We start from the raw sequence: 22,997 nt of genomic DNA, 5'->3' as shown, positions 1-22,997 counted from the left end.
CGGAACCGGATCGGGTGGAAGCCGATCCGGGGGTGGTGGATCTGCGCGGGGTCTGGGCCGCGGCCGGCGCGTGGGGCTCCGCGGCACTGATGGTGAGGATCCCCACGGCGCAGGCTGCCTTGGGTGCAGTTGCCGGGTGCCTCCTGCTGGCGCTGATGGCGTGGAACCTGCGCAGCGGCAGGGGCCTGGTGGCATGGTGGCAGCGGGGGTGGGCGCCCGTGGCGCTGGCGGCAGCCGGGGCGGCCGTGGTGGCCGCGTCGGTCGCCATCCAGGGTGCAGGCGGCCAAGGCAGCGCAGGTGCGGAACCGCGCTGGGCAGCCATGGTGGAGGCCCGCGAGACGGCTCGGGTCAGGATCGTCCTGACCGGGGAACCGGAGACCCGCCCCGCGCCCGGCGGCTACGGTCCGGTGCCCCACGGCAATGGCCCGGCGGCCGGGGAAAGTCGCGGTGTGGAATGGGTCGCGGAGGGGCAGCTCCAGGCCGTGGCAGTCTCCGGAGCCTGGGTGTCCGTGCGCTCCAGGGTGACGGTCTCGTGGCCGGAGTCCCTGGACACGGATGCGGGCGGTGCCGGACAGGGTGCCGGGGTGGATGCCGGCGATGCGACGGCTGAGGAAGCGGCCGTGGGGAGGGGGGACACCTTGGAGGCCTTGGGACGACTGTCTCCGGTGGCCGCGGGGCGTCGGGAAGCGGCGTGGGTGGGTTTGCGCAGTCCGCCGACCGTGGTGCCCGCAGCGGAAGGAGCCGTCGACCGCGCGCGGGAGGACTTCGCGCAGGCCGCCCGGAGGCTGCCGGGAGACGGGCCGGCGCTTCTGCCCGGCATGGTCATGGGGGACCGTCGCGGGCAGGACGCCGACCTTGAGGCCGCGATGACCCGGGCCGGGCTGGCCCACCTGACCGCGGTGAGCGGGGCCAACTGCGCGCTCGTCCTGGGAACGGTGCTCGGGGCAGGCCGCGCCTGCCGGTTGGGCCGGACCGCCACCCTGCTGCTGTGCCTGGCGGCGCTGGCCGGATTCGTCGCGGTGGTGCACCCGGAGCCGAGCGTTGTGCGGGCGGCGGCGATGGGGGCGGTGTCCGCCGTGGCCGTGTACGCCGGACGCGGCCGGCAGGCGTTCGCCGCGCTGTGCGCCTGCGTGGTGGGCCTGTTGGCCTGGGATCCCTGGTACGCGGGCGAGGCGGCCTTCCGGCTTTCCGTCGCCGCGACCGCCGGAATAGCCCTGCTGGGGCGCCCCTTGGCGGTGGTGCTGCACCGCGTCCTTCCGGGCTGGCTCGCCGACGGCACGGCCATCACGGTGTCCGCCCAAGCGTTCTGCCTGCCGGTGCTGCTGACCTTCACCACGGACGTCGCCGCGTACGCGGTGCCGGCGAACCTGGCCGTGGCGCCCCTGGTGCCGGTGGCCACCATCGCCGGGACGGCGGCGTTGGGGCTCGCGTTCCTTCCCGGTGCCGGGGCCCTGACAACGGCGCTGGTGTGGGTGGCGGGGCTGCCCGCGGCACTGGTGGGCGGGGTGGGCCGCTGGTTCGCCTCGCTGCCGCACGCACACCTGTCCTGGGCCGAAGGCCCGGCCGGAACGGCGGCGGCGGTCCTGGTCGCCGCGGCCCTGCTTGCCGCCGTATGGATGGCCCGGGCGCCCGGCGGCATACCGGAACGGCGGACGGCGGCTCTGCTGGCAGCCTTCGCCGCGGCCGTCACCGCAGGCATCCTGGTGCCGGCCACCGCGCTGGTGGGGCGGGATCCCCCGGACTGGGAGGTGGCCCTCTGCGACGTGGGGCAGGGCGATGCGTTGGCCCTGCGCACCGGCCACGGGCACGCGATCGTCATCGACACGGGACCGGACCCCGAACCGGTGCGGACCTGCCTGGACGTTCTGGGAGTGGAGGTGGTCGACGTCCTGATGCTCACGCACCTGCACGCGGACCACATCGGCGGGACGGAGGGGGTCTTCACCGGGCGGGAGGTGCAACAGGTGCTTTATTCCACGGCGGCCGCCGCGCCGGGCGGGACGCCGGATGCCCGAACGGAGGATCGGCCCGGGGTCGAGGGCGCGGAGCTTTCGGGACGGCTGCCCGCGACGGTCCAGGCGCGCAGGGCCTTCGCGGGCGAACGCGGATCCGCCGGTCCGGTGCAGTGGGAGGTGCTGTGGCCGCTGGCAGGTGCCCCGGCTCCGACGGAGAACGACGCCTCGCTGGTGGTGAGGTACCGGATCGGCGCCGACGGGACGGCGGCCGGTCGTCCCCTGACGCTGCTGGCCCCCGGGGACATCGAGGAGGCGGCGATGGACGAGCTGCTGCGCACCGGCGCCGACCTGCGCGCTGACATCCTCAAGGTCAGCCACCACGGGGCCCGCAACGGCGGCACTGCGGTCATCGGCGCCGCGGACCCGCGGGCCGCCCTGGTCGGCGTCGGCGCCGGGAACCGCTACGGCCATCCCGCCCCGGAAACCCTGGCCGCGCTCGAGGCAGCGGGGGCCGCTGTCTTCCGCACGGACACGGGCGGGGCCGTGGTGCTCAGGCGGGAAGGGAACGCGCTCGTGACCGCCCGGCTGGAGGGCGCGGGAGGGTAGCGGTGCCTCTTCGGGCTCAGTGACAGGGCGTGGCGGTAGGATGCAGGGGCAGCAATGTCGGTGAAAGGCGGAGGACAATGGCGGCAGGCAGGACGGCGGCGGGCAAGCCCGGCACAGGCAAGGCGGCCGCAGGCAAGCCCGGTTCCCCACACGCCTGGCGGACCGTTGACCCGGCCCCGCTGGTGCTTCTGCAGGGCCCCGAGGAGTATGTCGCCGGCCGCGTGTTCGAACTCGTCCGCGGCAAGGTCAAGGAGCGCGAGGACGCCGTCGAGGTCACTCGCTTCGACGCCTCCACCTACCAGCGCGGCGAACTCCTGCTGGCCGCCAGCCCCTCGCTGTTCGGCGAGGCGAAGGTCATCGAGGTCCGTGCCCTGGCCACCATGAACGAGGATTTCCTCGAGGACGCCCTGGCCTACGCCACCGCCCCCGCCGGGGACGTGGTGGTGGTGCTGCACCACTCGGGCGGCAACCGCGGCAAGAAGCTGCTGGACCGGCTGCGCGAGGCAGGGGCCACCGTGGTGGACTGCCAGCCCCTGAAGAAGGACTCCGAGAAGCTCGACTTCGTTGCCCAGGAGTTCCGCGGCTCCCGCCGCAGGATCCTTCCCGAGGCCGCGCGGGCGCTGGTGGCCGCCGTCGGCTCCGACCTCGCCGAGCTCGCTGCCGCCTGCTCCCAGCTGGTCACCGACACCAGCGGCGAGATCGACCAGGACACCGTCGACCGGTACTACGGCGGCCGCGTCGAGGCCACCGGGTTCAAGGTCGCCGACGCCGCGCTGTCCGGCCGTGCCGAAACCGCGCTCAGCACCCTGCGCCACGCCCTGGCCACCGGCACCGACCCGGTCCCGATCGTCGCCGCGCTGGCCATGAAGCTGCGCCAGGTGGCGAAGGTCGCCGGCCAGCGCAAGTCTTCCGGCCAGCTGGCCAAGGAACTGGGCATGGCCCCCTGGCAGGTCCAGCAGGCGCAGGAACAGGCCCAGTACTGGACCCAGGACGAACTCGTGAAGTGCCTGCGTCTGGTCGCCGAGGCCGATGCCATGGTCAAGGGCGCCTCCCGCGACCCCGAATACGCCGTCGAGCGGGCCGTGGCCGGGATAGCCCTGGCCGCCCGCCGCTGAGGCCGCCCCGGCACGAGCACCATAGGCCGGCACACAAAAGCGAGGGCCGCCCCGGGATGTCCCGGAGCGGCCCTCACCGTGCAACCAACGCTTAGAGCGTGGCGACCTTCTTGGAGATCGCGGACTTGCGGTTGGCGGCCTGGTTCTTGTGGATGACGCCCTTGCTGACGGCCTTGTCCAGCTTCTTGCCGGCGGTGGACAGCGCGGCGGCCGCGGCATCCTTGTCGGCGGCGGAGACGGCGGTGTTGACGGAGCGGATGGCCGTCTTCAGCTCGGACTTGATGGCAGCGTTGCGCTGGCGGGCCTTCTCGTTGGTGAGAATGCGCTTCTTCTGGGACTTGATGTTAGCCACTGGATAAACTCTCTTGCTTTTCGCGGAAATGGGTCTAGAGGGTTACTTCCGGGCCATCGACTGAGCGGCGTGGGGATACCTATGGCGACCCTAGAAGAAGGTGCCCGTTCGACCTGCGCGGGCACACAGCATTAGATACTAGCAGGTCGCGCCGGGGGAGTGCGACTCCGCGCGGGCGGCGCGCCGGTTCCACGGCCCGGGGCCGGACCGGCCTAGAGGCTCCGGGCGACGGCCTCGAACCGCTCCCGGTCCAGCACCGCGCCCTCGCGGCGGACGGCTCCGGGCAGCAGCCGCACCACGCGGTCCAGCTTGACCTCGCTGGGCCGGCCCTGCCGGTCCCACGGCCCGGTCCCGATGTCCATGTAGTCCTCGTCGCGGCGGGTGACGTTGTTGCGGTCCTTGGAGGTGAGCATCAGCGCCAGCAGGTAGTCCCCGTCGCGCCCGACCAGCAGCACCGGCCGGTCCTTGCCCTGCGCGTGGTCCTCCTCGTAGGGGACCCACGCCCACACGATCTCGCCCGGGTCGGGCCTGCCGTCCGGGCTCGGCGCATAGCGGGCGCGGACCGTTCCGGTGAAGTCGCCCGGGTATCCGCCGTCTTCCCAGCTGGCGGTGCCGCCCACGACGGCGGGAGCCGGCGCAGGTCGCGGAGCCGGCTTCGCGGCGGCGCGGGCGGGGGAGGCCGCCGTGCCGGCGTTGCCGCGGCCCTTGGAGGCGCTCTTGGAAGGGCCCTTGGTGCGAGCCTTGGGGGAGGCCGGGCGCGGGCCGGTGCCCGTCGCCGTGCCTCCGGCCCGCGAGGTGCCCCTTCGCTGCGGCGGATTGGGGTCCTGGGCCTGGCCCGTGCCGAACAGGCGGGCGAGCGAATCAAGGAGCGTGCGGACGAAGGAGGCCTCGGATTTCATGCCCCACAGGCTACCGCCCCTTCCCGGGAGGAACCTTAACGAACGGGTCGCGGCAGACGGGGCCCGCCGCGGCATGGGACAATGAGTGCTTGCGGTGCGTCCGCGTTCATTTGTGCCGTTCGTCCCTACCCCGTCCGTCAGCAAGAGTGAGGTCACCCACGTGTCACCCATGGCCCGCACCGCACCGGTGCCCGCCGCCACCGATCCGGCGATCATCAGAAACTTCTGCATCATCGCCCACATCGACCACGGAAAGTCGACCTTGGCCGACCGGATGCTGCAGAAGACCGGCGTCGTCGCCGCCCGGGACATGAAGGCCCAGTACCTGGACCGCATGGACATCGAGCGCGAACGCGGCATCACCATCAAGAGCCAGGCCGTGCGCATGCCGTGGGAGGTCGACGGGACCGCCCACGCGCTGAACATGATCGACACCCCCGGCCACGTCGACTTCACCTATGAGGTCTCCCGCTCCCTGGCCGCCTGCGAAGGCGCCGTCCTGCTGGTCGACGCCGCCCAGGGCATCGAGGCCCAGACGCTGGCCAACCTGTACCTGGCGATGGAGAACGACCTCACCATCATTCCGGTGCTCAACAAGATCGACCTGCCGGCCGCCCAGCCGGAGAAGTACGCCCTGGAACTGGCGAACCTGATCGGCGGCGACCCGGCGGACGTGCTGCGGGTCTCCGGCAAGACCGGCGAGGGCGTCGAGGCGCTGCTGGACAAGATCGTGCGCGACCTTCCCGCCCCGGTCGGCAACGCCGACGCGCCGGCCCGGGCGATGATCTTCGACTCCGTTTACGACACCTACCGCGGGGTGGTCACCTACGTCCGCGTGGTCGACGGCAAGCTGAGTCCGCGCGAGCGCATCCAGATGATGTCCACCAAGGCCAGCCACGAACTGCTGGAGATCGGGGTCAGCTCCCCGGAGCCGACTCCGACCCAGGGCCTGGGCGTGGGCGAGGTGGGCTACCTGATCACCGGCGTGAAGGACGTGCGCCAGTCCAAGGTCGGCGACACCGTCACCAACCTGGCCAAGCCGGCCAACGAGTCGCTCGGGGGCTACCAGGACCCCAAGCCCATGGTGTTCTCCGGCCTGTACCCGCTCGACGGCTCCGACTACCCGGCGCTGCGCGACGCGCTGGACAAGCTGCAGCTGAACGACGCGGCCCTGGTGTACGAGCCGGAGACTTCCGTCGCGCTCGGCTTCGGCTTCCGCGTGGGCTTCCTGGGGCTGCTGCACCTGGAGATCGTCCGGGAGCGCCTGGAGCGCGAGTTCAACCTGGACCTGATCTCCACCGCACCGAACGTGGTGTACGAGGTCAAGACCGAGGACAAGAAGATGATCACGGTCACCAACCCCAGCGAGTTCCCGGGCGGCAAGATCCTCGAGGTCCACGAACCCATGGTGGCCGCCACGGTCCTGGCCCCGAACGAGTTCGTCGGAGCCATCATGGAACTGTGCCAGTCCCGGCGCGGGCACATGCGCGGCATGGACTACCTGTCCGAGGACCGCGTGGAACTGCGCTACTGGCTCCCGCTGGCGGAGATCGTCTTCGACTTCTTCGACGTCCTCAAGTCCAAGACCCGAGGCTACGCCTCGCTGGACTGGAAGGCCGACGGCGAGCAGATCTCCGACCTGGTGAAGGTGGACATCCTGCTCCAGGGCGAGCAGGTGGACGCGTTCAGCGCCATCACCCATAAGGACAAGGCCTACTCCTACGGCGTCATGATGACCCAGAAGCTGCGCGAGCTCATCCCGCGCCAGCAGTTCGAGGTGCCCATCCAGGCCGCGATCGGCTCGCGCATCATCGCCCGCGAAAGCATCCGCGCGATCCGCAAGGACGTGCTGGCCAAGTGCTACGGCGGCGACATCTCCCGCAAGCGCAAGCTCCTGGAGAAGCAGAAGGAAGGCAAGAAGCGCATGAAGATGGTGGGCCGCGTCGAGGTCCCCCAGGAGGCGTTCATCGCCGCGCTGTCCTCCGACGAATCCAAGGACAAGAAGAAGTAGGAACCATGGCCGGCGCGCTGCCCCTGGGCGACCCCGCCCCGGCGGACGGGCTGCTTCCCCCCACCGTGCTCGACGGTGCGGGGGAGCGCCCGTTCTCCGTCTACGTCCACATCCCGTTCTGCGCGGTGCGCTGCGGATACTGCGACTTCAACACCTACACCGCGCAGGAACTCGGCCACGGCTCCAGCCAGGACACGTACGCCGCCGCGGCCAGCCGCGAAATCGAGTTCGGTGCAGCCGCGCTGGAGGCCTCCGGGCTTCCCGCACGCCGCGCGGGGACCGTGTTCTTCGGGGGCGGAACACCCACGCTGCTGCCCGCCTCGGACCTTGCGGCCGTGCTGGGGACCATCCGCGACACGTGGGGCCTGGAGCCCGGCGCCGAGGTCACCACCGAGGCCAACCCGGAGTCCGTGACGCCGGAGTCGCTGCGCACCCTGGCCGAGGCCGGATTCACCCGCGTCTCCTTCGGCATGCAGTCGGCCGTCCCGCACGTGCTGAAGGTCCTGGACCGCACGCACCGGCCCGAACGCGTGGGGCAGGCCGTCGGCTGGGCCCGGGAGGCCGGGCTGGACGTGAGCGTGGACCTGATCTACGGCACCCCCGGGGAGTCGCTGGAGGACTGGCGGCGCAGCCTGGAGGAAGCGCTGTCCTACGCGCCTGACCACATCAGCGCGTACGCGCTGATCATCGAGGAGGGGACCCGGCTGGCCGCGCGCATCCGCCGCGGTGAGGTCCCGGACATCGACGACGACGACCACGCGGACAAGTACCTGCTCGCCGAGGAGATGCTCACCGCCGCCGGCTACGGCTGGTACGAGGTCTCCAATTGGAGCCGGGGCGAGGCCACCCGCTGCCGCCACAACCTGGCCTACTGGTCCGGCGGCGACTGGTGGGGCGCCGGCCCGGGCGCCCACTCGCACGTGGGCGGGGTGCGCTGGTGGAACGTCAAGCACCCGGCCGCCTACCAGCAGCGCATCGACTCCGGCTCGTCCCCGGCGGCGGGCCGCGAAACGCCCGACGCGGAGGCGCGCTACCTGGAGGAGGCGATGCTGCTCACGCGCATCGTCGAGGGGCTTCCGACGGCGCGCCTGCGCCCGGAGGGCCGCAAGGCCGTCGCCGGGCTGATCGCCGACGGGCTGGTGGACCCGGCGGCCGCGTTCGCCGGCCGGGTGGTGCTGACCCTGAAGGGCCGCCTGCTCGCCGACGCCGTGGTGCGCCGGCTGCTGGACTTCTAGCCCCGACGGACGGCTGGCTGCGCCGGACTTCCGGCCGTCGAAAAAGCCCCCCGACGCGGGCGTCGGGGGGCTTTTTCGACGGCGGGGCCGCCTACTTGATCATGCGGAAGTTCAGCAGGTAGCGGTATGGACGGCCCTTGTTGGTCTCGATGCCGGCGATCACGCCGCAGACGGTCAGGTACAGCCAGATCCCGACGGCCAGGATCGCGAAGAACCCGCCGATGAATGGGATCAGCGCCAGCAAGTTGGCCAGCATCGCCAGCACCGTCAGCGGGAGGGCGAAGTTCAGGGCCTCCTTGGACTCCTGCGCCGTGAACGGACCGCGGTCGCGGTAGACGTAATAGATGATGGCCGCGGGAATGAAGCCCAGGATGCAGCCGAAGTGGGAAATCATGGCCCACTGGCGGTCCTCGGAGGGGGTCAGCGGCAGCGGCGCCGGCGACGAACCCTCGAACCGGCCGGCAGCCTCCGCCCCGTCGGCGGTCTTGTCTGGGTGCCCGTTGGTCACGCTTGCATCCTCCACTAGTTCTCCTGCTTGCCCGCCAAGTCTACCGGGCGCGGGACCCGCGGCGAGCGCAGCGAGTCGGGGGAGCCCGGTAGACGCTAGCCGCCGTCCCGGCGGCTTTCGTCCGCGGTCAGGAAATCGATGACTTCCTCCACCCGGCCCAGCAGCGACGCCTCCAGATCCGCGTAGGTGCGCACGTTCCCGAGCAGGCGCTTCCACCCCAGCGCCACGTCGGCCGGGGTCCGGTGCGGCCAGCCCAGGCCGCGCAGGATGCCGGTCTTCCAGTCGGTGCCGCGCGGGACCACCGGCCAGGCCGGGATCCCGAGCACGGAGGGGCGGATCGCCTGCCACACGTCGACGTAGGGATGCCCCACGATCAGGACGTTGCCGCGGGCTCCGGGCACCGCCATCGCGGCGGCGGCGATGCGTTCCTCCTTGGTCCCGGCGACCAGGTGGTCCACCAGGATGCCGAGCCGGCGGCCCGGGCCGGGGGAGAAGTCGCGGACCGCGGCGGCGAGGTCGTCGACGCCGTGCAGCGGCTCGACGACGATGCCCTCCACGCGCAGGTCGTGGCCCCAGACCTTCTCCACCAGTTCGGCGTCGTGCTTGCCCTCCACCCAGATGCGGCTGGCCCGGGCGGTGCGCGCCTTGAGGTTCTGCACCACCACCGAGCCGGAGGCGCTGCGCGCGGGGGCGGCCTTCGCGGCCGGCGCGGCCGCCTGGGCGACGGCGGGGTCCACGAGTTCGACCGGCTCGCCCTCGAGCAGGAAGCCGAAGCCGGTGCGGAACGACTTGGTCCGCCCGTGCCGGTCCTCCAGGGCCACCACGCGCATGCCGCCGGCCTTTTCGACCCGGACCACCTCGCCGACCCAGCCGGTCTGGACGTCCTCGAGCAGCAGCCCGACGGCGGCGGGGACCTTGCGCAGTTCGCGCCGCTTCGGCGCCCCGATCTCCTGCGCGCCCCAGTCGTACGTGCCCATGTCCCGCCCTCGCCTTCCGTTCCTCGGCCGGCGTCGTTCCGCCCGCCGTTCCGCCCGCCGCCAGCGTGCGCGCGGCCCCCATGCTAACAACGGGCCGGACGTATTAGACTTAGCACTTGAACGTGTCGAGTGCTAAGGCCTCGGCCGAGAGAGCACGGAGGGCGGGACCATGTCCGAACCGCGGCGGCTTGAGGTCCTGAGGGCCATCGTCGAGGACTACGTACATTCCCGCGAGCCCGTGGGCTCCAAGGCCCTCGTGGACCGGCACGGGCTCGGGGTCTCGGCGGCAACCATCCGCAACGACATGGCCGCGCTCGAGGAGGAGGGGCTGATCGTCGCCCCGCACACCTCGGCCGGGCGCATTCCCACCGAAAAGGGCTACCGCCGCTTCGTGGACCGCATCGAGGACGTCAAGCCCCTTTCGCCGGCCGAGCGCCGCGCCATCCAGTCGCTGCTGGAGGGCTCGGACGACATGGACGTGGTGCTGGACCGCACGGTGCGGCTGCTCGCCCAGCTGACCCACCAGGTCGCCGTCATCCAGGTGCCGCGGTTCAGCGACGCCAAGGTCCGCCACATCGAGCTGGTCGGGCTCGGCGCCGGCCAGGCGCTCGTGGTGCTCATTTCCACCACGGGGAAAGTGGAGCAGCGGGTGGCGCTGCTGGCCCCGGAGACCACCGACGCGGACCTGCACGAGCTCAAGTCCGCGTTCCTGACGGCCGCCGCGGGCCGCCGCATGGACGATGTCCGCGACCTGTGCCAGGCCGCCGCGGACCAGCTGCCGCCCCGGCTCGCGCCGGCCGGCGGCCAGCTGGCCGCCGCGCTGGGCGCGCTGGCACGCAACAGCGGCGTCGAACGCATCATCATGGCCGGCACCGCGAACCTGGCCCGCGCGACCGGCGACTTCTCCCACACCATCACCCCGGTCCTGGAGGCGCTGGAGGAACAGGTGGTGCTGCTGCGCCTGTTCTCCGAGATGGAGCAGGACGCGCACGGGATCTCGGTGAGCATCGGCAGCGAGCACGCCCACGGCAGCCTCGCGGAGGCCTCCGTGGTCGCCACCGGCTACGTCGCCGGCTCCACCGCCAAGGTCGGCGTGCTGGGCCCGACCCGCATGGACTACCCCAACAGCATCGCGGCCGTGCGTGCCGTGGCCCGCTACCTGTCGCGGATCCTGGCCGGCTGACCCGGCCCCGCGCACCAAGAATTCACCCTCACGAAAGGACACAGCGAAGACTGTGAGCACCCACTACGACGTCCTGGGCGTCACGCAGGACGCGAGCACCGAGGAAATCAAGAAGGCCTACCGCAAGATGGCCCGCAAGCTGCACCCGGACGTGAATCCCGGCGACGATGCGGCCGAGCAGTTCAAGCTGGTCACCCGCGCCTACGAGGTCCTCTCCGACCCCGAGAAGCGGCGCAACTACGACGCCACGGGCAACGAGAACGGGACCGGCGGCTTCGGCGCGGGCGGCGCCGGGGCGGGCTTCGGCTTCACCGACATCTTCGAGCAGTTCTTCGGCGCCGGCGGAGGCCAGCAGGGCCCCATGTCCCGGACCAGCCGTGGCCGCGACGCGCTCATCACCGCGACCATCGACCTGCAGGACGCCGTGCAGGGCGTCGTGTACCCGCTGGAGATGGAAACCGCAGTCACGTGCCCCACCTGCCACGGCAGCTGCTGCCGGCCGGGCACCCACCCCGAGGAATGCACCATCTGCCACGGGCGGGGACAGGTCCAGCGCCCGGTCCGTTCCTTCCTGGGCCAGATGATGTCGGTGGAGACCTGCAGCGCCTGCCGCGGCTACGGGACCACGCTGCCGAGCCCGTGCAACGAGTGCATGGGCCAGGGCCGGGTGCGCCAGCGCGTCAGCAAGCAGCTCAAGGTGCCCGCCGGCGTCGGTACCGGAACCCGCATCCACCTGGCCGGGCAGGGCGAGGCCGGCCCCGGCGGCGGCCCGGCCGGCGACCTCTACGTCGAGATCGACGTGCGCCGCCACCCGGTTTTCGAGCGCGACGGCAACGACCTGCACGCCACGCTGAAGGTCCCCATGACGGCCGCCGCGCTCGGCACGGACATCTCCCTGGACACCTTCGACGGCAGCCAGACCGTCACCGTGGATCCGGGCACCCAGTCGGGCGAGAACGTCCGGCTGTCCCAGCTCGGCGTCCCGCGCCTGCGCGGCACCGGCCGCGGGGACCTGATCGTCACCATCCAGGTGGAGACCCCGACCCGGCTCGACGGAGAGCAGCGCGAGCTGCTGGAGCGGCTGGCCGAGCTGCGTGGGGACCACGTCGCCGAGGGCCGCTTCGAGCACCGCGGGGTGTTCTCCCGCCTGCGCGACAAGCTGCGCGGCTGATGAGCAATCAGTCGTTCCTGGCCGGGCCCGGCGCCCTCGACGGGGTCCGGGTCGGGAACACGCTCACCCTCGACGGACCCGAAGGGCACCACGCCGTCGCGGTCAAGCGGGTCAGGGCCGGGGAGGCCATCGACCTCGTGGACGGGCTGGGCCGCCGCGCCGTCTGCACCGTCACCGCCACCGCCAAGGCCGGGCTCGACGCCCGCGTCGATGAGCTGCACACCGACCCGGAACCCGCCGTCTCCACTGTCCTCGTCCAGGCCCTGGCCAAGGGCGACCGCGACCTGCAGGCCGTCGAGTCCGCCGTCGAACTGGGCATCGACCGGGTGGTGCCGTGGCAGTCGGAACGCTGCGTCGTGCGCTGGCAGGGCGACCGCGCGGCCAAGGGGCAGGCCAAATGGGAGTCGACCGTGCGCGCCGCGCTCAAGCAGTCGCGCCGTTCCCGCCTGCCCGCCGTCGAGCCCGTCCTGACGACGGCGCAGCTGGCCGGGCGCTGCGCGGCCGACGGCGGGAACGCCGCCGCGGAACGGCTCGCGATCGTGCTGCATGAGAAGGCCGAGCGCCCGCTCGGAGCGGTCGTCGCCGACTGGATGGCCGAACGCGCCCGCTACGAGTCGCCGGAGGCCCCCGCCCCGGCGGAGGTGCTTCGGGGCGAAATCCTGCTGGTGGTCGGCCCCGAAGGCGGGATCTCCGACGCGGAGGTGGAACGGCTCACCGGCGCCGGGGCGGTGGCCGCGCGCTTGGGCTCCCACGTGCTGCGGGCCTCCACGGCCGGTCCGGCCGCGCTGGTCCTGGTGCGCCACCTTGCGGGCCTGTTGGACTGACGGGCAAAGCGCGGGGCTGCTGCCGCGCGCTAGCGGCTAGCGTCCTCGCTTCGCTCGGGGCGGGGCCCTCGGGCGCTAGTCTCCCGAAACCGTGAAGTCCTTGGTGTCCTCGGCCAGGCGCTCGGTGCCGGTGGAGGGCGTCCCCCAGACCGCCAGCCGGTAGCTGCCCCGGGGCAGGGCCAGGGAGATCTCGAATTCGTTGGCGCCCAGGTCCGCCTCCCCGGTCTCCACGGCGCCGGAGGCGACCACCGTGTCCGATTCGCTCCCGGTCCGCTGCACCTCCCAGCGCGTCCCGGCGGGGAACTTGGCGGCGTAGCCGTGGATGCGCACGGCGTTGTCCGCGGCGACCCGGTCCTGCCCCGGGTCCAGGACCCAGATCGGGGCACAGAACGTGGCGTCCCGGGACATCGCGCCGTCCAGGGGGACGTGGCCGAAGGCCTCGTAGTCGGCATGCCCGTCCACCAGCAGGACCACCTGCGCGGACGAGCCGCCGAGCAGGCCCGCATTGGCCGCGGCCGACGTGGCGGTGAAGACCAGCTGCTGGATGGCGCGCTGGGCGAGCCCCGCGTCCAGCCGCCGGGCGAAGGCGTCCGCTGACAGGTCCACCGTGATCACGTTGTCGGCCGAGATCGAGGTCCCGATCCGGCTGGCCGGGCTCCACACGTTGAAGAAGTCGGGGTCCTCCGGCGGCTGCTCCAGCATGTGCTTGATGCTGGTGGTCACCGGATCGCCCTGGTCCTCGGCCCGCACGTACTCGCGGTAGAGGTAGACGGTGGAATCGCGTTCGCCCAGCCAGTAGACGGGGGAGAGATCGCGGGAAGCGACCGGTTCCAGGGCGGTGCCGCTGGCCGCCGCGGGCACCTTCTGCGACGCCTCGGTCGGGGCCGGCATCGTGGCGGCCGCCCCTCCGGGCCCCTCCGCGCAGGCGGAAACCATTGCCAGGCACGCCGCCAGCGCCAGCGTGGCGGCACGGGCGCGAGGCCTGAGGCGGGGTTGGCGGCGGGTCAAAGGTCATTCCTTCCTGCGAAAAATCGGACAGCCAAGATGCGGACAATCCAGCTTTGCACAGCCCGCCGACCGGGTCCTGCTCGCCGGGGCGCCCGTGCCCGGAACGTTGCACAAGCGATACCAAAGCATCCGCCCGTGACTGGGCCGTGTCCTTGGAGGCCAGTCTTCCGAAGTGCGGGGGTCCGGACAACCACCGTGTTCCAAATCACGCACCGGCGGCCGGACCCGAGGGCGCGCCGACAAGGTCAAGTACCATGGAAGGGCGCCGGAAAGGCCCGGGAAAGCCCGCGGCCGGATCCGCCGGCGCGAACCAACGGGGAGGCCCGCCAGCAGCATGACCGAGGACGTCAGCAACCAGGGGGACGCGGTCGGCGCCCCCGCGCCGGAGCAGCCCGAACAGGCCTTGGCCCCCATCCACTTCGACAGCACGGAGGAGATGGTCGCAACGCTCGGTGCCCACGACGAGGTCCTGCGCATCATCCAGGGCGTCTATCCCGCGGCCCAGCTCCACGTCCGCGGCAACGAGCTCAGCTTCGGCGGCGACCCGGCCGACGCCGGCAAGGCCCACCGCCTGGTGCAGGAGGCCCGCGGCCTGGCCGCGCGCGGCACGCGCATCTCCCCGCAGGTGGTCGAACAGCTGGTGCGGATGCTGGAGGGGAACCGCGAATCGCGCCCCCAGGACGTCTTCGGCCTGAACATCCTCACCGGACGCGGACGCAGCATCCGGCCCAAGACGGTCAACCAGAAGGCCTACGTCGACGCCATCGACACCCACACGGTCATCTTCGGCATCGGCCCGGCCGGCACCGGCAAGACCTACCTGGCCATGGCGAAGGCCGTCCAGGCCCTGCAGGCCAAGGAGGTCAACCGGATCATCCTGACCCGCCCCGCCGTGGAGGCCGGAGAGAAGCTCGGCTTCCTGCCCGGGACGCTCACCGACAAGATCGACCCGTACCTGCGTCCCCTCTACGACGCGCTGCACGAAATGGTCGATCCCGAATCGATTCCGCGCCTGATCGCCGCCGGCACCATCGAGGTCGCCCCGCTGGCGTACATGCGCGGGCGCACGCTCAACGACGCGTTCATCATCCTCGACGAGGCACAGAACACCACCCCGGAGCAGATGAAGATGTTCCTGACCCGCCTGGGCTTCGGTTCCCGGATCGTGGTCACCGGCGACGTCACCCAGGTGGACCTGCCCGGGGCCACGAAGTCGGGGCTGAAGGTCGTCACCGAGATCCTGCAGGGCGTGGAGGACATCGCCTTCTGCCGGCTCGATTCCTCCGACGTCGTCCGCCACCGGCTGGTCGGCGACATCGTCAACGCCTACGAGGCCTGGTCCGCCCGCGCGCGCACCCCCCGCCCCCGTCCCGCCCGCCGCAGCAAGGCCGCACCGGCGGCCGTTCGTCCCCAGGAGGACTAGCCCGTGTCCGTGGAAGTCAACAACGAATCCTCCATGGAGGCCGACCTCGAGGCCGTCGCCGCCCTGGGCCGGCACGTCCTGGACAGCCTCTACGTCCACCCGGAGGCCGAGGTCTCGGTGATCTTCGTGGACGAGGACGCGATGGAGCGGCTGCACGTGGAGTGGATGGACCTGCCCGGCCCCACCGACGTCATGTCCTTCCCGATGGACGAGCTGCGTCCGGGCAGCCCGGGCAGCCCGACCCCCGCCGGGATGCTCGGCGACATCGTGATCTGTCCGCAGGTGGCAGCCCAGCAGGCCCGCGCCGGCGGGCACTCCACCGCTGACGAGATCCTGCTGCTGGCCACCCACGGGCTGCTGCACCTGCTCGGCTACGACCACGAGGACCCGGCCGAGAAGGAAGAGATGTTCGGGCTGCAGCGCAGCCTCCTGGAGGCGTTCCTGGGCCGTCCGGCCCCGCGGGAGACGATGCAGTGATCCCGGGCGTCCTGGTTCTGCTCGCCGTCCTCTTCATCCTCTGCGCCGCACTGCTGACCGCCGCCGAGGCGGCCTTCCTCCACCTGCCGCGCCACGACGCCGAGCAGATGCTGGCCGAGCGCCCGCGCCCGCGGCTGCGCCGGATCCTCGCCGAGCCGACCGCGCACTCGCACGCGGTGCGGTTCTGGAGGATCTGGTTCGAAACCGCCTCGGCCGTCGCCATCGCGATCCTCTACCACGACCTGTTCAACAGCATCTGGATCGCCGGCCTCCTGGCCACCGCCACCATGGCGGCGATCGGCTTCGTGCTGATGGGCGTGTCCCCGCGCCGCTACGGCCGCAACCATGCCGCCGGCGTCGTCGCCTTCACCGCCCCGCTGGTGCGCCTGCTGCGCATCGTGCTCGGGCCCATCCCGGGCTGGCTGGTCGCGGTCGGCAGCGCCGTGGCCCCCAACGCCCCCGACGCCGAGGAGGCCTTCTTCACCGAGGAGCACCTGCGCGACCTGGTGGACCGGGCCAACGAGGCCGACGTGCTCGAGGACGCCGAGGCGGACCTGATCCACTCCGTGTTCGAACTCAGCGACACCCGGGTGCGCTCGGTCATGGTCCCGCGCACCGACATGGTCACCGTGGAGTACGGCACCTCGCTGGAATCGGCGATGAGCCTATTCCTGCGCTCGGGCTGCTCGCGCATCCCGGTCATCCGCGACAGCGCCGACCAGGTCACGGGCATCGTCTACCTCAAGGACGTCGCGGCCCGGCTGCACGCCCATCCGGACGAGCACCGCACCGTGGAATCGGCCAGCCGCGAGGTCAGGTACGTCCCCGAATCCAAACTGGTCGGGGACCTGCTGCGCGAACTGCAGCGCGAATCCACGCACGTGGCCATCGTGATAGACGAATACGGCGGCACGGCCGGCCTGGTCACGCTGGAGGACCTCATCGAGGAGATCGTCGGGGAGATCGACGACGAGTACGACCGCTCCCGCCCGGAGACCGAGGACCTCGGTAGCGGCGTGTACCGGATCAGCGCCCGGCTGGGCATCGACGACTTGGGCGAGCTGTTCGGCCGCGACATCGAGGAGGACGAGGTCGACACCGCCGGCGGGCTGCTGGCCAAGACGCTCGGCCGCGTGCCGATCGTCGGCTCCGAGGTCACGGTGCACGGCATCCGCCTGCAGGCCGAACGGCTCCAGGGCCGGCGCAACCGCCTCGGCACCCTGCTGGCCCGGCTGGCGGAGGAGCCGGCCACCGACGACACAGACGACGACGGCCCGCGGGGCCGCAAGGAAAAGGACGCCGCCCTGCGCGGCGACCGGAACGAGGAGTAGGCGATGGCTTCCAGTAACACGGGCCCCCGGAACCAGGGACAGGGGAACCGCAGGCAGGGGAACCGCCGGCAGGAGGGTACCCCGATCCAGGTTCCGGGCCTGCTCCCCACGGAGTGGCCGGAAGGCTACCGCGCGGGCTTCACGTCCTTCGTGGGCCGGCCCAACGCGGGCAAGTCCACGCTGACCAACGCGCTGGTGGGCCAGAAGGTGGCCATCACCTCGGCCAAGCCGCAGACCACCCGGCACACCATCCGCGGCATCGTGCACCGCGCCGACGCCCAGCTGGTGCTCGTGGACACGCCCGGCCTGCATCGGCCGCGCACCCTGCTGGGGCAGCGCCTGAACGACCTCGTCGCCGAAACCCTCTCCGAGGTGGACGCGATCGGCTTCTGCCTCCCCGCCAACGAAAAGATCGGCCCGGGCGACCGCTTCATCGCCACCCAGCTGGCCCAGCTGCAGCGCAAGCCGATCGTCGCGATCGTCACCAAGGCCGACCTCGTCGACCGCGCCGACCTCGCCAAGCAGCTGATCGCCGTGGAGGCGCTGGGCACCGAGACGCTCGGCGCCGACGGCTGGGCCGCCGTCGTGCCGGTCTCCGCCACCAAGGACTTCCAGGTCCAGGCCGTCGCCGACGTCCTGGTGCAGCAGATGCCGATCTCCCCGCCGCTCTACCCGGACGGGGAACTCACCGACGAGCCGGAGGCCATCATGGTCGCCGAGCTGATCCGCGAAGCCGCCCTGGAGGGTGTGCGCGACGAGCTTCCGCACTCGCTCGCGGTGGTGGTGGAGGAGATCGTCCCGCGCGAGGGCCGCCCGGAAGACAACCCGCTGCTGGACGTACGCGTGAACCTCTACGTGGAGCGTTCCTCGCAGAAGGCCATCATCATCGGCCGCGGCGGCGCCCGCCTGCGCGATGTCGGCACCCGGGCCCGCAAGGGCATCGAGGCGCTGCTGGGCACCCGCGTCTACCTGGACCTGCACGTGAAGATCGCCAAGGACTGGCAGCGCGACCCGAAGCAGCTGGGGCGCCTGGGCTTCTGACCCATCCGCCCCTGACCTGATCCGACCCGCACGGCACGACGGCGGCGGGGGATCTTCCGCACGGAAGGTTCCCCGCCGCCGTCGCACGTTTGGCCCCGCACGTTTGCCGCCTCCGCAACAATGCCCGGCACGAAGTGGGCGGGTGCTACTGTGGAGGCGTGAGTTCGGGAATGCTGCTACTTAGCCGCCGCTGCGAGGCCAGATAGGACCAGCGGTCCTGGGCCGACCCCTCGCGGCGGAGTTCCGATGTTGCCGGCCACCCATTTCATCCCCACTGAAAAGGCCACCTGAACCATGCAGAACATGCAAAAGCCCTCCGGAATGCCCGTCCACAAGTACGTCCCGTTCCAGGACCAGATCGCCGTATCCCTGCCGGACCGCACCTGGCCGGACAAGTACATCACCCGGGCCCCGCGCTGGTGCGCGGTCGACCTGCGCGACGGCAACCAGGCGCTGATCGACCCGATGAGCCCCGAACGCAAGCACAAGATGTTCGACCTGCTCGTGAGGATGGGCTTCAAGGAGATCGAGGTCGGCTTCCCGTCCGCCTCGCAGACCGACTTCGACTTCGTCCGCCAGCTGGTCGAGCAGGGCCGCATTCCCGACGACGTCACCATCCAGGTCCTCACCCAGTCCCGCGAGCACCTGATCGAGCGCACCTACGAGGCCCTCGAGGGATGCAAGCAGGCGATCGTCCACCTGTACAACTCCACCTCGATCCTGCAGCGGCGCGTGGTGTTCAACCAGGACGAGGACGGCATCGTCGACATCGCCCTGAGCGGGGCCCGGCTGTGCAAGAAGTACGAGGAGCAGCTGGTCGGCACCAAGATCACCTACCAGTACTCCCCGGAGTCCTTCACCGGCACCGAGCTGGAGTTCGCCAAGCGGATCTCCGACGCCGTCGCCGAGGTGCTGGAGGCCTCGCCGGAGAAGAAGATGATCCTGAACCTGCCGGCGACCGTCGAAATGGCCACCCCGAACGTCTACGCCGACTCGATCGAGTGGATGCACCGCAACCTGGCCAACCGCGACTCCATCATCCTCTCCCTGCACCCGCACAACGACCGCGGCACCGGCGTGGCCGCGGCCGAGCTCGGCTACCTGGCCGGCGCCGACCGCATCGAGGGCTGCCTGTTCGGCAACGGCGAACGGACCGGCAACGTCGACCTGGTCACCCTGGGCATGAACCTGTTCGGCCAGGGCATCGACCCCATGCTGGACTTCTCCGACATGGACGAGATCCGCCGCACCGTCGAGTACTGCAACCAGCTGCCGGTGCCTGAGCGGTCGCCCTACGGCGGCGACCTGGTCTTCACCGCCTTCTCCGGCTCCCACCAGGACGCCATCAAGAAGGGCTTCGAGGCGATGGAGAAGGACGCGGCCGCGGCCGGCAAGACCATCGACGAGATCGCCTGGGCCGTGCCCTACCTGCCGATCGACCCGAAGGACATCGGCCGCAGCTACGAGGCCGTGATCCGCGTGAACTCCCAGTCCGGCAAGGGCGGGGTCGCCTACCTGCTGAAGAACGAGCACCAGCTGGACCTGCCGCGCCGCGCGCAGATCGAGTTCTCCGGCGTCATCCAGCGCCACACCGACACCGCCGGCGGCGAGATCACCGGCGCCGAGCTGTGGCGGGTGTTCCAGGACGAGTACCTCCCGGTCAAGGCCGAAGAGGGCACCAAGTGGGGCCACTACGAGATCGGTTCCGTCACCGCCGACACCGCCGAGGACGGCACCTTCAACCTCACCACCACCCTGCTGGTGGACGGCCAGCCGCAGCGGCGCGCCGCCGGCGGCAACGGGCCCATCGACGCGCTGCTGAAGATCCTGGCGGAGGACGGCGTCGACGTGCGCGTGCTGGACTTCACCGAGCACGCCCTGGGCGAGGGCGGCAACGCCCAGGCCGCCGCCTACGTCGAATGCGCCGTCGGCGAACGCGTGCTCTGGGGCGTGGGCATCGACACCAACACCGGCGTCGCCTCGCTCAAGGCCGTCATCTCCGCGGTCAACCGCGCCATCCGCGACGCCCACTAGCGTACAAAGGGCCGGGGACGGCGCTGGCCGTCCCCGGCCCTTTGTACGGGCGCAACGATTCTCTGGGACAATGGAAACCGTGTCCCGCTCCAGTTTCGCCGCCAAGTCCTACCGGACCCCGGCCCTGGTGCTGCGCACCCACAAGCTGGGGGAGGCGGACCGGATCGTGGTCATGCTGACCCCCGAGCACGGGCAGGTGCGCGCCGTGGCCAAGGGCGTGCGGCGGACCAGCTCCAAGCTGGGCGCGACGCTGGAGCCGTTCATGTTCGTGGACGTGCAGCTGGTGCACGGGCGGACGCTGGAGATCGTGGCCCAGGCGCAGCTGCGGGCGCCCTACGGGCAGGCCCTGGCCGCCGACTATGCCCGCTACACGTCGGCGCATGCGATGGCGGAGACCGCCGAGCGGCTCACGGAGACCGACGGCGAGTCCTCCGCGGCGCAGTTCCGGCTCCTGCACGGGGCGATGGCCGCGCTGGCCCGCGGGGACACCGACCCCGGCCTGCTGCTGGATTCGTACCTGCTGCGGGCCCTGGCGACCGCCGGCTGGGCGCCCAGCTTCACCGACTGCGTGCGCTGCGGCGCCCCCGGCCCGCACACCGCCGTGAACATCCCGCTGGGCGGCGTGGTGTGCCACGACTGCCGGCCTGCGGGTTCCCAGTCGCCGGCGCCGGAGACGATCGACCTGCTGGCGGCCCTGCTCAGCGGGGATTGGGCCCGCGCCAACGGCAGCCCCGCCGCGGCCCGCCGGGAAGCGGCGGGCATCGTGACGGGATACCTGCAGTGGCACCTGGAACGGGTGGTCAAGTCACTCAAACATGTGGAGAGAGCGTGAATCCCCTTAGCAGCAAGCGCGGGCCGTCGGGCAGGAAGCCCCAGGCCCCGGAACCGCACCCCAGCGGGGCGGTGCCCCCGCGGATCCCCAAGGCGCTGATCCCGCGGCACGTCGCGATCGTCATGGACGGCAACGGGCGCTGGGCCAACGAACGCGGCCTGCCGCGCACCGAGGGACACCGGGCCGGCGAGGCCGCCCTGGTGGACGTCGTCGCCGGCGCGATCGAGCTGGGCATCGAGTTCGTCACCGTGTACGCGTTCTCCACCGAGAACTGGAAGCGCAGCCCGGAGGAGGTGCGCTTCCTCATGGGCTTCTCCCGGGACGTGCTGCGCCGCCAGCGCCGCCAGCTGGGGGAGTGGGGCGTGCGCATCCGCTGGTCCGGGCGCGAGCCGCGGCTGTGGAAGTCGGTGGTCAACGAACTGCGCGACGCCGAGGAGGAGACCAAGGACAACACCCTGTGCCGGCTCACCATGTGCGTGAACTACGGAGGCCGGGCGGAGATCGCCGACGCGGTCGCCGCCATCGCCCGCGATGTCGCCGCCGGCAAGCTCAAGCCCTCCGCGGTGTCGGAAAAGACGGTGGCCCGCTACCTGGACGAACCGGACCTGCCGGACGTGGACCTGTTCCTGCGCACCTCCGGCGAACAGCGCACCTCCAACTTCATGCTGTGGCAGTCGGCCTACGCCGAGATGGTCTTCATGGACGTGCTCTGGCCCGATGTCGACCGCCGCACCCTGTGGGAGGCCGCCGAAATCTACGCGCGCCGCGACCGCCGCTACGGCGGCGCCGTGGACAAGGCCACGGACAGGGCCGCGCCCTAGCAGGCCCGCACGACTCGGCCCCGTCAGCTCCGGCGGTGCTCCTCGGCCAGAGCGGGCAGGTACCCCCCGGCCCAGCGGGACACCGCGGCGTAGGCCGCCCGCCGGGCCGGCAGCGCCGAGGCGAAAATGTCGTGCATGGCCCCGGACACCCGCACCACCGAGACTTCCCGTCCCAGGCCCACGGCCCGCTGGCGCACCGTGTCGACCTCGATGACGCTGTCCGCGCGCAGCATCTCGGAATCGTACACGGTGCCGAAGCGCGTCCGGCCGGCGGTCAGGACCAGGATCGGCTCGCGGATGTCCAGTCCCCGGGCCACGGCCGCGTGTCCGGCCATCACGGCAGTCAGCCACCCGGCGGTGACCGGGAAGGAGCGGCGCGGGCGCCACAGCGGGTGCAGGTCCCAGTGCCCGTGGGCCTCCCGGCTCATCGACTGCCAGTAGGATTCCACCTCCGGCAGCTTCAGGCGGGTCTTGGGCCGCCGCCGCGCCACGGGATCCAGCAGTCCGGCCGCGGCGTTGCGCACCAGCCAGCTTCCCTGCGTCTCCAGCCACGGGCTGTTGAGCACCAGCGCCGAGAACCGGCCGGGGTTCCGGTCCGCCCACAGGCTGGCGATCAGCCCGCCCGTCGAGTGGGCCACGCACACCACGTTGCCCAGGGTTCCCACGTCCGCCGCCATCGCCGCGAACGCGGCCTCGAGGTCGGCGTCGTACTCGGACAGGTTGGTGGTGAACCCCGGCGTGGACCAGGCGCGCAGGCTGCGCCCGTAGCGGCGCAGGTCCAGCGCGTAGAAGCGGTAGCCCCGGCGGGTCCAGTAGCGGGCCAGCTCCACGTTGTAGAAGTAGTCGGTCCAGCCGTGCAGGGCCAGCACCGCCGGCACCGGCGGCCCGGGCTCGTGGTGGTGCTGGGTGGCGAACTCCACCAGCCCAGCCACCATGCCGCGCAGGCGCGGGCCGTGGTCGGCGGGATGCTCCGGAGGGCTTTCCGGCACGTGGCGCACCAGCGTGGCGCACAGCGGCCCGTCCTCGTCCTCCCCGGCCGCCAGCGTGGTGTACTCGAAGCCCGGCCCCAGCAGGTCGGGGAGCCACTGGCCCGGCAGGGTGTCCTCCGCATAGCCCGGCGGTGCGTCCGCTGCCCACGCTCCCGTGTCCATCGCCATGTGATGAGCATAACCACCCCCGAGTTGCCGCCCACGC

20 protein-coding genes are annotated in these 22,997 nt (G+C 71.6%); 14 read left to right on the top strand and 6 right to left on the bottom strand.

The genetic code is table 11. The features are described 5' to 3' along the window. Positions 1–14 precede the first annotated feature (14 nt). The gene (locus ABD912_RS14855; RefSeq protein WP_345151886.1) at positions 15–2,561 is read left to right on the top strand and encodes a ComEC/Rec2 family competence protein; all 2,547 of its coding nucleotides are present in this window, start codon (positions 15–17) and stop codon (positions 2,559–2,561) included. Positions 2,562–2,638: 77 nt separating this feature from the next. Beyond that, positions 2,639–3,676, top strand: a complete 1,038-nt coding sequence (gene holA / locus ABD912_RS14850) for a DNA polymerase III subunit delta (RefSeq protein WP_345151884.1) — start codon at positions 2,639–2,641, stop codon at positions 3,674–3,676. A 91-nt stretch (positions 3,677–3,767) separates the two neighbouring features. Here the strand turns inward: holA and rpsT are convergent, their stop codons facing one another. Together rpsT and ABD912_RS14840 are read right to left on the bottom strand one after the other, a co-directional pair. Continuing rightward, positions 3,768–4,028 (bottom strand): 30S ribosomal protein S20, encoded by a 261-nt coding sequence (gene rpsT / locus ABD912_RS14845; RefSeq protein ID WP_345151882.1) that lies wholly within the window; start codon positions 4,026–4,028, stop codon positions 3,768–3,770. A 212-nt stretch (positions 4,029–4,240) separates the two neighbouring features. Beyond that, the gene (locus tag ABD912_RS14840; RefSeq protein WP_345151881.1) at positions 4,241–4,927 is read right to left on the bottom strand and encodes a type II toxin-antitoxin system PemK/MazF family toxin; all 687 of its coding nucleotides are present in this window, start codon (positions 4,925–4,927) and stop codon (positions 4,241–4,243) included. 160 nt (positions 4,928–5,087) lie between these two features. On the opposite strand from ABD912_RS14840, the gene lepA reads away from it, so the two are divergent. Beyond that, positions 5,088–6,938 (top strand): translation elongation factor 4, encoded by a 1,851-nt coding sequence (lepA, locus tag ABD912_RS14835; protein WP_345151880.1) that lies wholly within the window; start codon positions 5,088–5,090, stop codon positions 6,936–6,938. Positions 6,939–6,943: 5 nt separating this feature from the next. Next, complete coding sequence (gene hemW, locus ABD912_RS14830) at positions 6,944–8,173, top strand: radical SAM family heme chaperone HemW (protein WP_345151879.1); 1,230 nt, start codon at positions 6,944–6,946, stop codon at positions 8,171–8,173. A gap of 91 nt (positions 8,174–8,264) precedes the next feature. On the opposite strand, the gene ABD912_RS14825 is transcribed toward hemW, so the two are convergent. After that, a complete protein-coding gene (locus tag ABD912_RS14825) occupies positions 8,265–8,681 on the bottom strand; it encodes a DUF4870 domain-containing protein (RefSeq protein ID WP_345151878.1) in 417 nt (138 codons plus the stop codon). A 95-nt stretch (positions 8,682–8,776) separates the two neighbouring features. Beyond that, on the bottom strand, positions 8,777–9,658 hold the full coding sequence (locus tag ABD912_RS14820) for a DUF3097 family protein (protein ID WP_345151876.1): 882 nt from the start codon (positions 9,656–9,658) through the stop codon (positions 8,777–8,779). 169 nt (positions 9,659–9,827) lie between these two features. Here ABD912_RS14820 and hrcA point away from each other — a divergent pair, with 169 nt between their 5' ends. Genes hrcA through ABD912_RS14805 form a run of 3 tightly spaced genes read left to right on the top strand, consistent with a single transcriptional unit; the run spans position 9,828 to position 12,836 of the window. Further along, positions 9,828–10,841, top strand: a complete 1,014-nt coding sequence (hrcA, locus tag ABD912_RS14815) for a heat-inducible transcriptional repressor HrcA (protein ID WP_345151874.1) — start codon at positions 9,828–9,830, stop codon at positions 10,839–10,841. Between the two features lie 52 nt (positions 10,842–10,893). After that, positions 10,894–12,012, top strand: coding sequence for a molecular chaperone DnaJ (gene dnaJ / locus ABD912_RS14810; RefSeq protein WP_345151873.1), 1,119 nt, complete (start codon positions 10,894–10,896; stop codon positions 12,010–12,012). Then, complete coding sequence (locus ABD912_RS14805) at positions 12,012–12,836, top strand: 16S rRNA (uracil(1498)-N(3))-methyltransferase (protein ID WP_345151871.1); 825 nt, start codon at positions 12,012–12,014, stop codon at positions 12,834–12,836. The genes dnaJ and ABD912_RS14805 overlap by 1 nt, the downstream gene beginning before the upstream one ends. 75 nt (positions 12,837–12,911) lie before the next feature. Here ABD912_RS14805 and ABD912_RS14800 read toward each other — a convergent pair whose 3' ends face one another. Continuing rightward, entirely contained in the window at positions 12,912–13,844 is a 933-nt protein-coding gene (locus ABD912_RS14800) for a GerMN domain-containing protein (protein ID WP_345151870.1), read from the bottom strand. A 334-nt stretch (positions 13,845–14,178) separates the two neighbouring features. Here ABD912_RS14800 and ABD912_RS14795 point away from each other — a divergent pair, with 334 nt between their 5' ends. The 7 genes from ABD912_RS14795 to ABD912_RS14765 all read left to right on the top strand — a co-directional run bounded on the left by ABD912_RS14795 (position 14,179) and on the right by ABD912_RS14765 (position 21,803). After that, complete coding sequence (locus ABD912_RS14795) at positions 14,179–15,267, top strand: PhoH family protein (RefSeq protein ID WP_345151869.1); 1,089 nt, start codon at positions 14,179–14,181, stop codon at positions 15,265–15,267. A gap of 3 nt (positions 15,268–15,270) precedes the next feature. Further along, complete coding sequence (gene ybeY / locus ABD912_RS14790; protein ID WP_345151866.1) at positions 15,271–15,744, top strand: rRNA maturation RNase YbeY; 474 nt, start codon at positions 15,271–15,273, stop codon at positions 15,742–15,744. Then, a complete protein-coding gene (locus ABD912_RS14785) occupies positions 15,741–17,075 on the top strand; it encodes a hemolysin family protein (protein WP_345151864.1) in 1,335 nt (444 codons plus the stop codon). The genes ybeY and ABD912_RS14785 overlap by 4 nt, the downstream gene beginning before the upstream one ends. Positions 17,076–17,078: 3 nt before the next feature. After that, positions 17,079–18,116 carry a GTPase Era gene (era, locus tag ABD912_RS14780; RefSeq protein ID WP_345151862.1) on the top strand — a complete coding sequence of 346 codons (1,038 nt, stop codon included), beginning with the start codon at positions 17,079–17,081 and terminating at the stop codon, positions 18,114–18,116. Positions 18,117–18,410: 294 nt separating this feature from the next. After that, positions 18,411–20,150 (top strand): 2-isopropylmalate synthase, encoded by a 1,740-nt coding sequence (gene leuA / locus ABD912_RS14775; RefSeq protein ID WP_345151860.1) that lies wholly within the window; start codon positions 18,411–18,413, stop codon positions 20,148–20,150. 79 nt (positions 20,151–20,229) lie between these two features. Further along, on the top strand, positions 20,230–20,982 hold the full coding sequence (gene recO / locus ABD912_RS14770; protein ID WP_345151859.1) for a DNA repair protein RecO: 753 nt from the start codon (positions 20,230–20,232) through the stop codon (positions 20,980–20,982). After that, the gene (locus ABD912_RS14765) at positions 20,979–21,803 is read left to right on the top strand and encodes an isoprenyl transferase (RefSeq protein WP_345151858.1); all 825 of its coding nucleotides are present in this window, start codon (positions 20,979–20,981) and stop codon (positions 21,801–21,803) included. Before recO ends, ABD912_RS14765 begins: the two co-directional genes overlap by 4 nt. Before the next feature lie 23 nt (positions 21,804–21,826). On the opposite strand, the gene ABD912_RS14760 is transcribed toward ABD912_RS14765, so the two are convergent. Next, positions 21,827–22,960, bottom strand: a complete 1,134-nt coding sequence (locus tag ABD912_RS14760; protein WP_345151856.1) for an alpha/beta hydrolase — start codon at positions 22,958–22,960, stop codon at positions 21,827–21,829. Positions 22,961–22,997 lie beyond the last annotated feature (37 nt).

This window comes from Arthrobacter ginkgonis (genome assembly GCF_039540195.1).
GTDB classification, from domain to species: domain Bacteria; phylum Actinomycetota; class Actinomycetes; order Actinomycetales; family Micrococcaceae; genus Zafaria; species Zafaria ginkgonis.
The sequence above is the reverse complement of the archived record's forward strand: the minus strand, read 5'-3'. Positions and strand labels throughout refer to the sequence as shown.

Excerpts from the sequence above, each read along its gene's own strand:
- holA (WP_345151884.1), top strand. The coding sequence starts at position 2,639 with ATGGCGGCAGGCAGGACGGCGGCGGGCAAGCCCGGCACAGGCAAGGCG.
- ABD912_RS14840 (WP_345151881.1), bottom strand. The coding sequence starts at position 4,927 with ATGAAATCCGAGGCCTCCTTCGTCCGCACGCTCCTTGATTCGCTCGCC.
- hemW (WP_345151879.1), top strand. The coding sequence starts at position 6,944 with ATGGCCGGCGCGCTGCCCCTGGGCGACCCCGCCCCGGCGGACGGGCTG.
- ABD912_RS14820 (WP_345151876.1), bottom strand. The coding sequence starts at position 9,658 with ATGGGCACGTACGACTGGGGCGCGCAGGAGATCGGGGCGCCGAAGCGG.
- hrcA (WP_345151874.1), top strand. The coding sequence starts at position 9,828 with ATGTCCGAACCGCGGCGGCTTGAGGTCCTGAGGGCCATCGTCGAGGAC.
- ABD912_RS14805 (WP_345151871.1), top strand. The coding sequence starts at position 12,012 with ATGAGCAATCAGTCGTTCCTGGCCGGGCCCGGCGCCCTCGACGGGGTC.
- ABD912_RS14795 (WP_345151869.1), top strand. The coding sequence starts at position 14,179 with ATGACCGAGGACGTCAGCAACCAGGGGGACGCGGTCGGCGCCCCCGCG.
- era (WP_345151862.1), top strand. The coding sequence starts at position 17,079 with ATGGCTTCCAGTAACACGGGCCCCCGGAACCAGGGACAGGGGAACCGC.
- leuA (WP_345151860.1), top strand. The coding sequence starts at position 18,411 with ATGCAGAACATGCAAAAGCCCTCCGGAATGCCCGTCCACAAGTACGTC.
- ABD912_RS14760 (WP_345151856.1), bottom strand. The coding sequence starts at position 22,960 with ATGGCGATGGACACGGGAGCGTGGGCAGCGGACGCACCGCCGGGCTAT.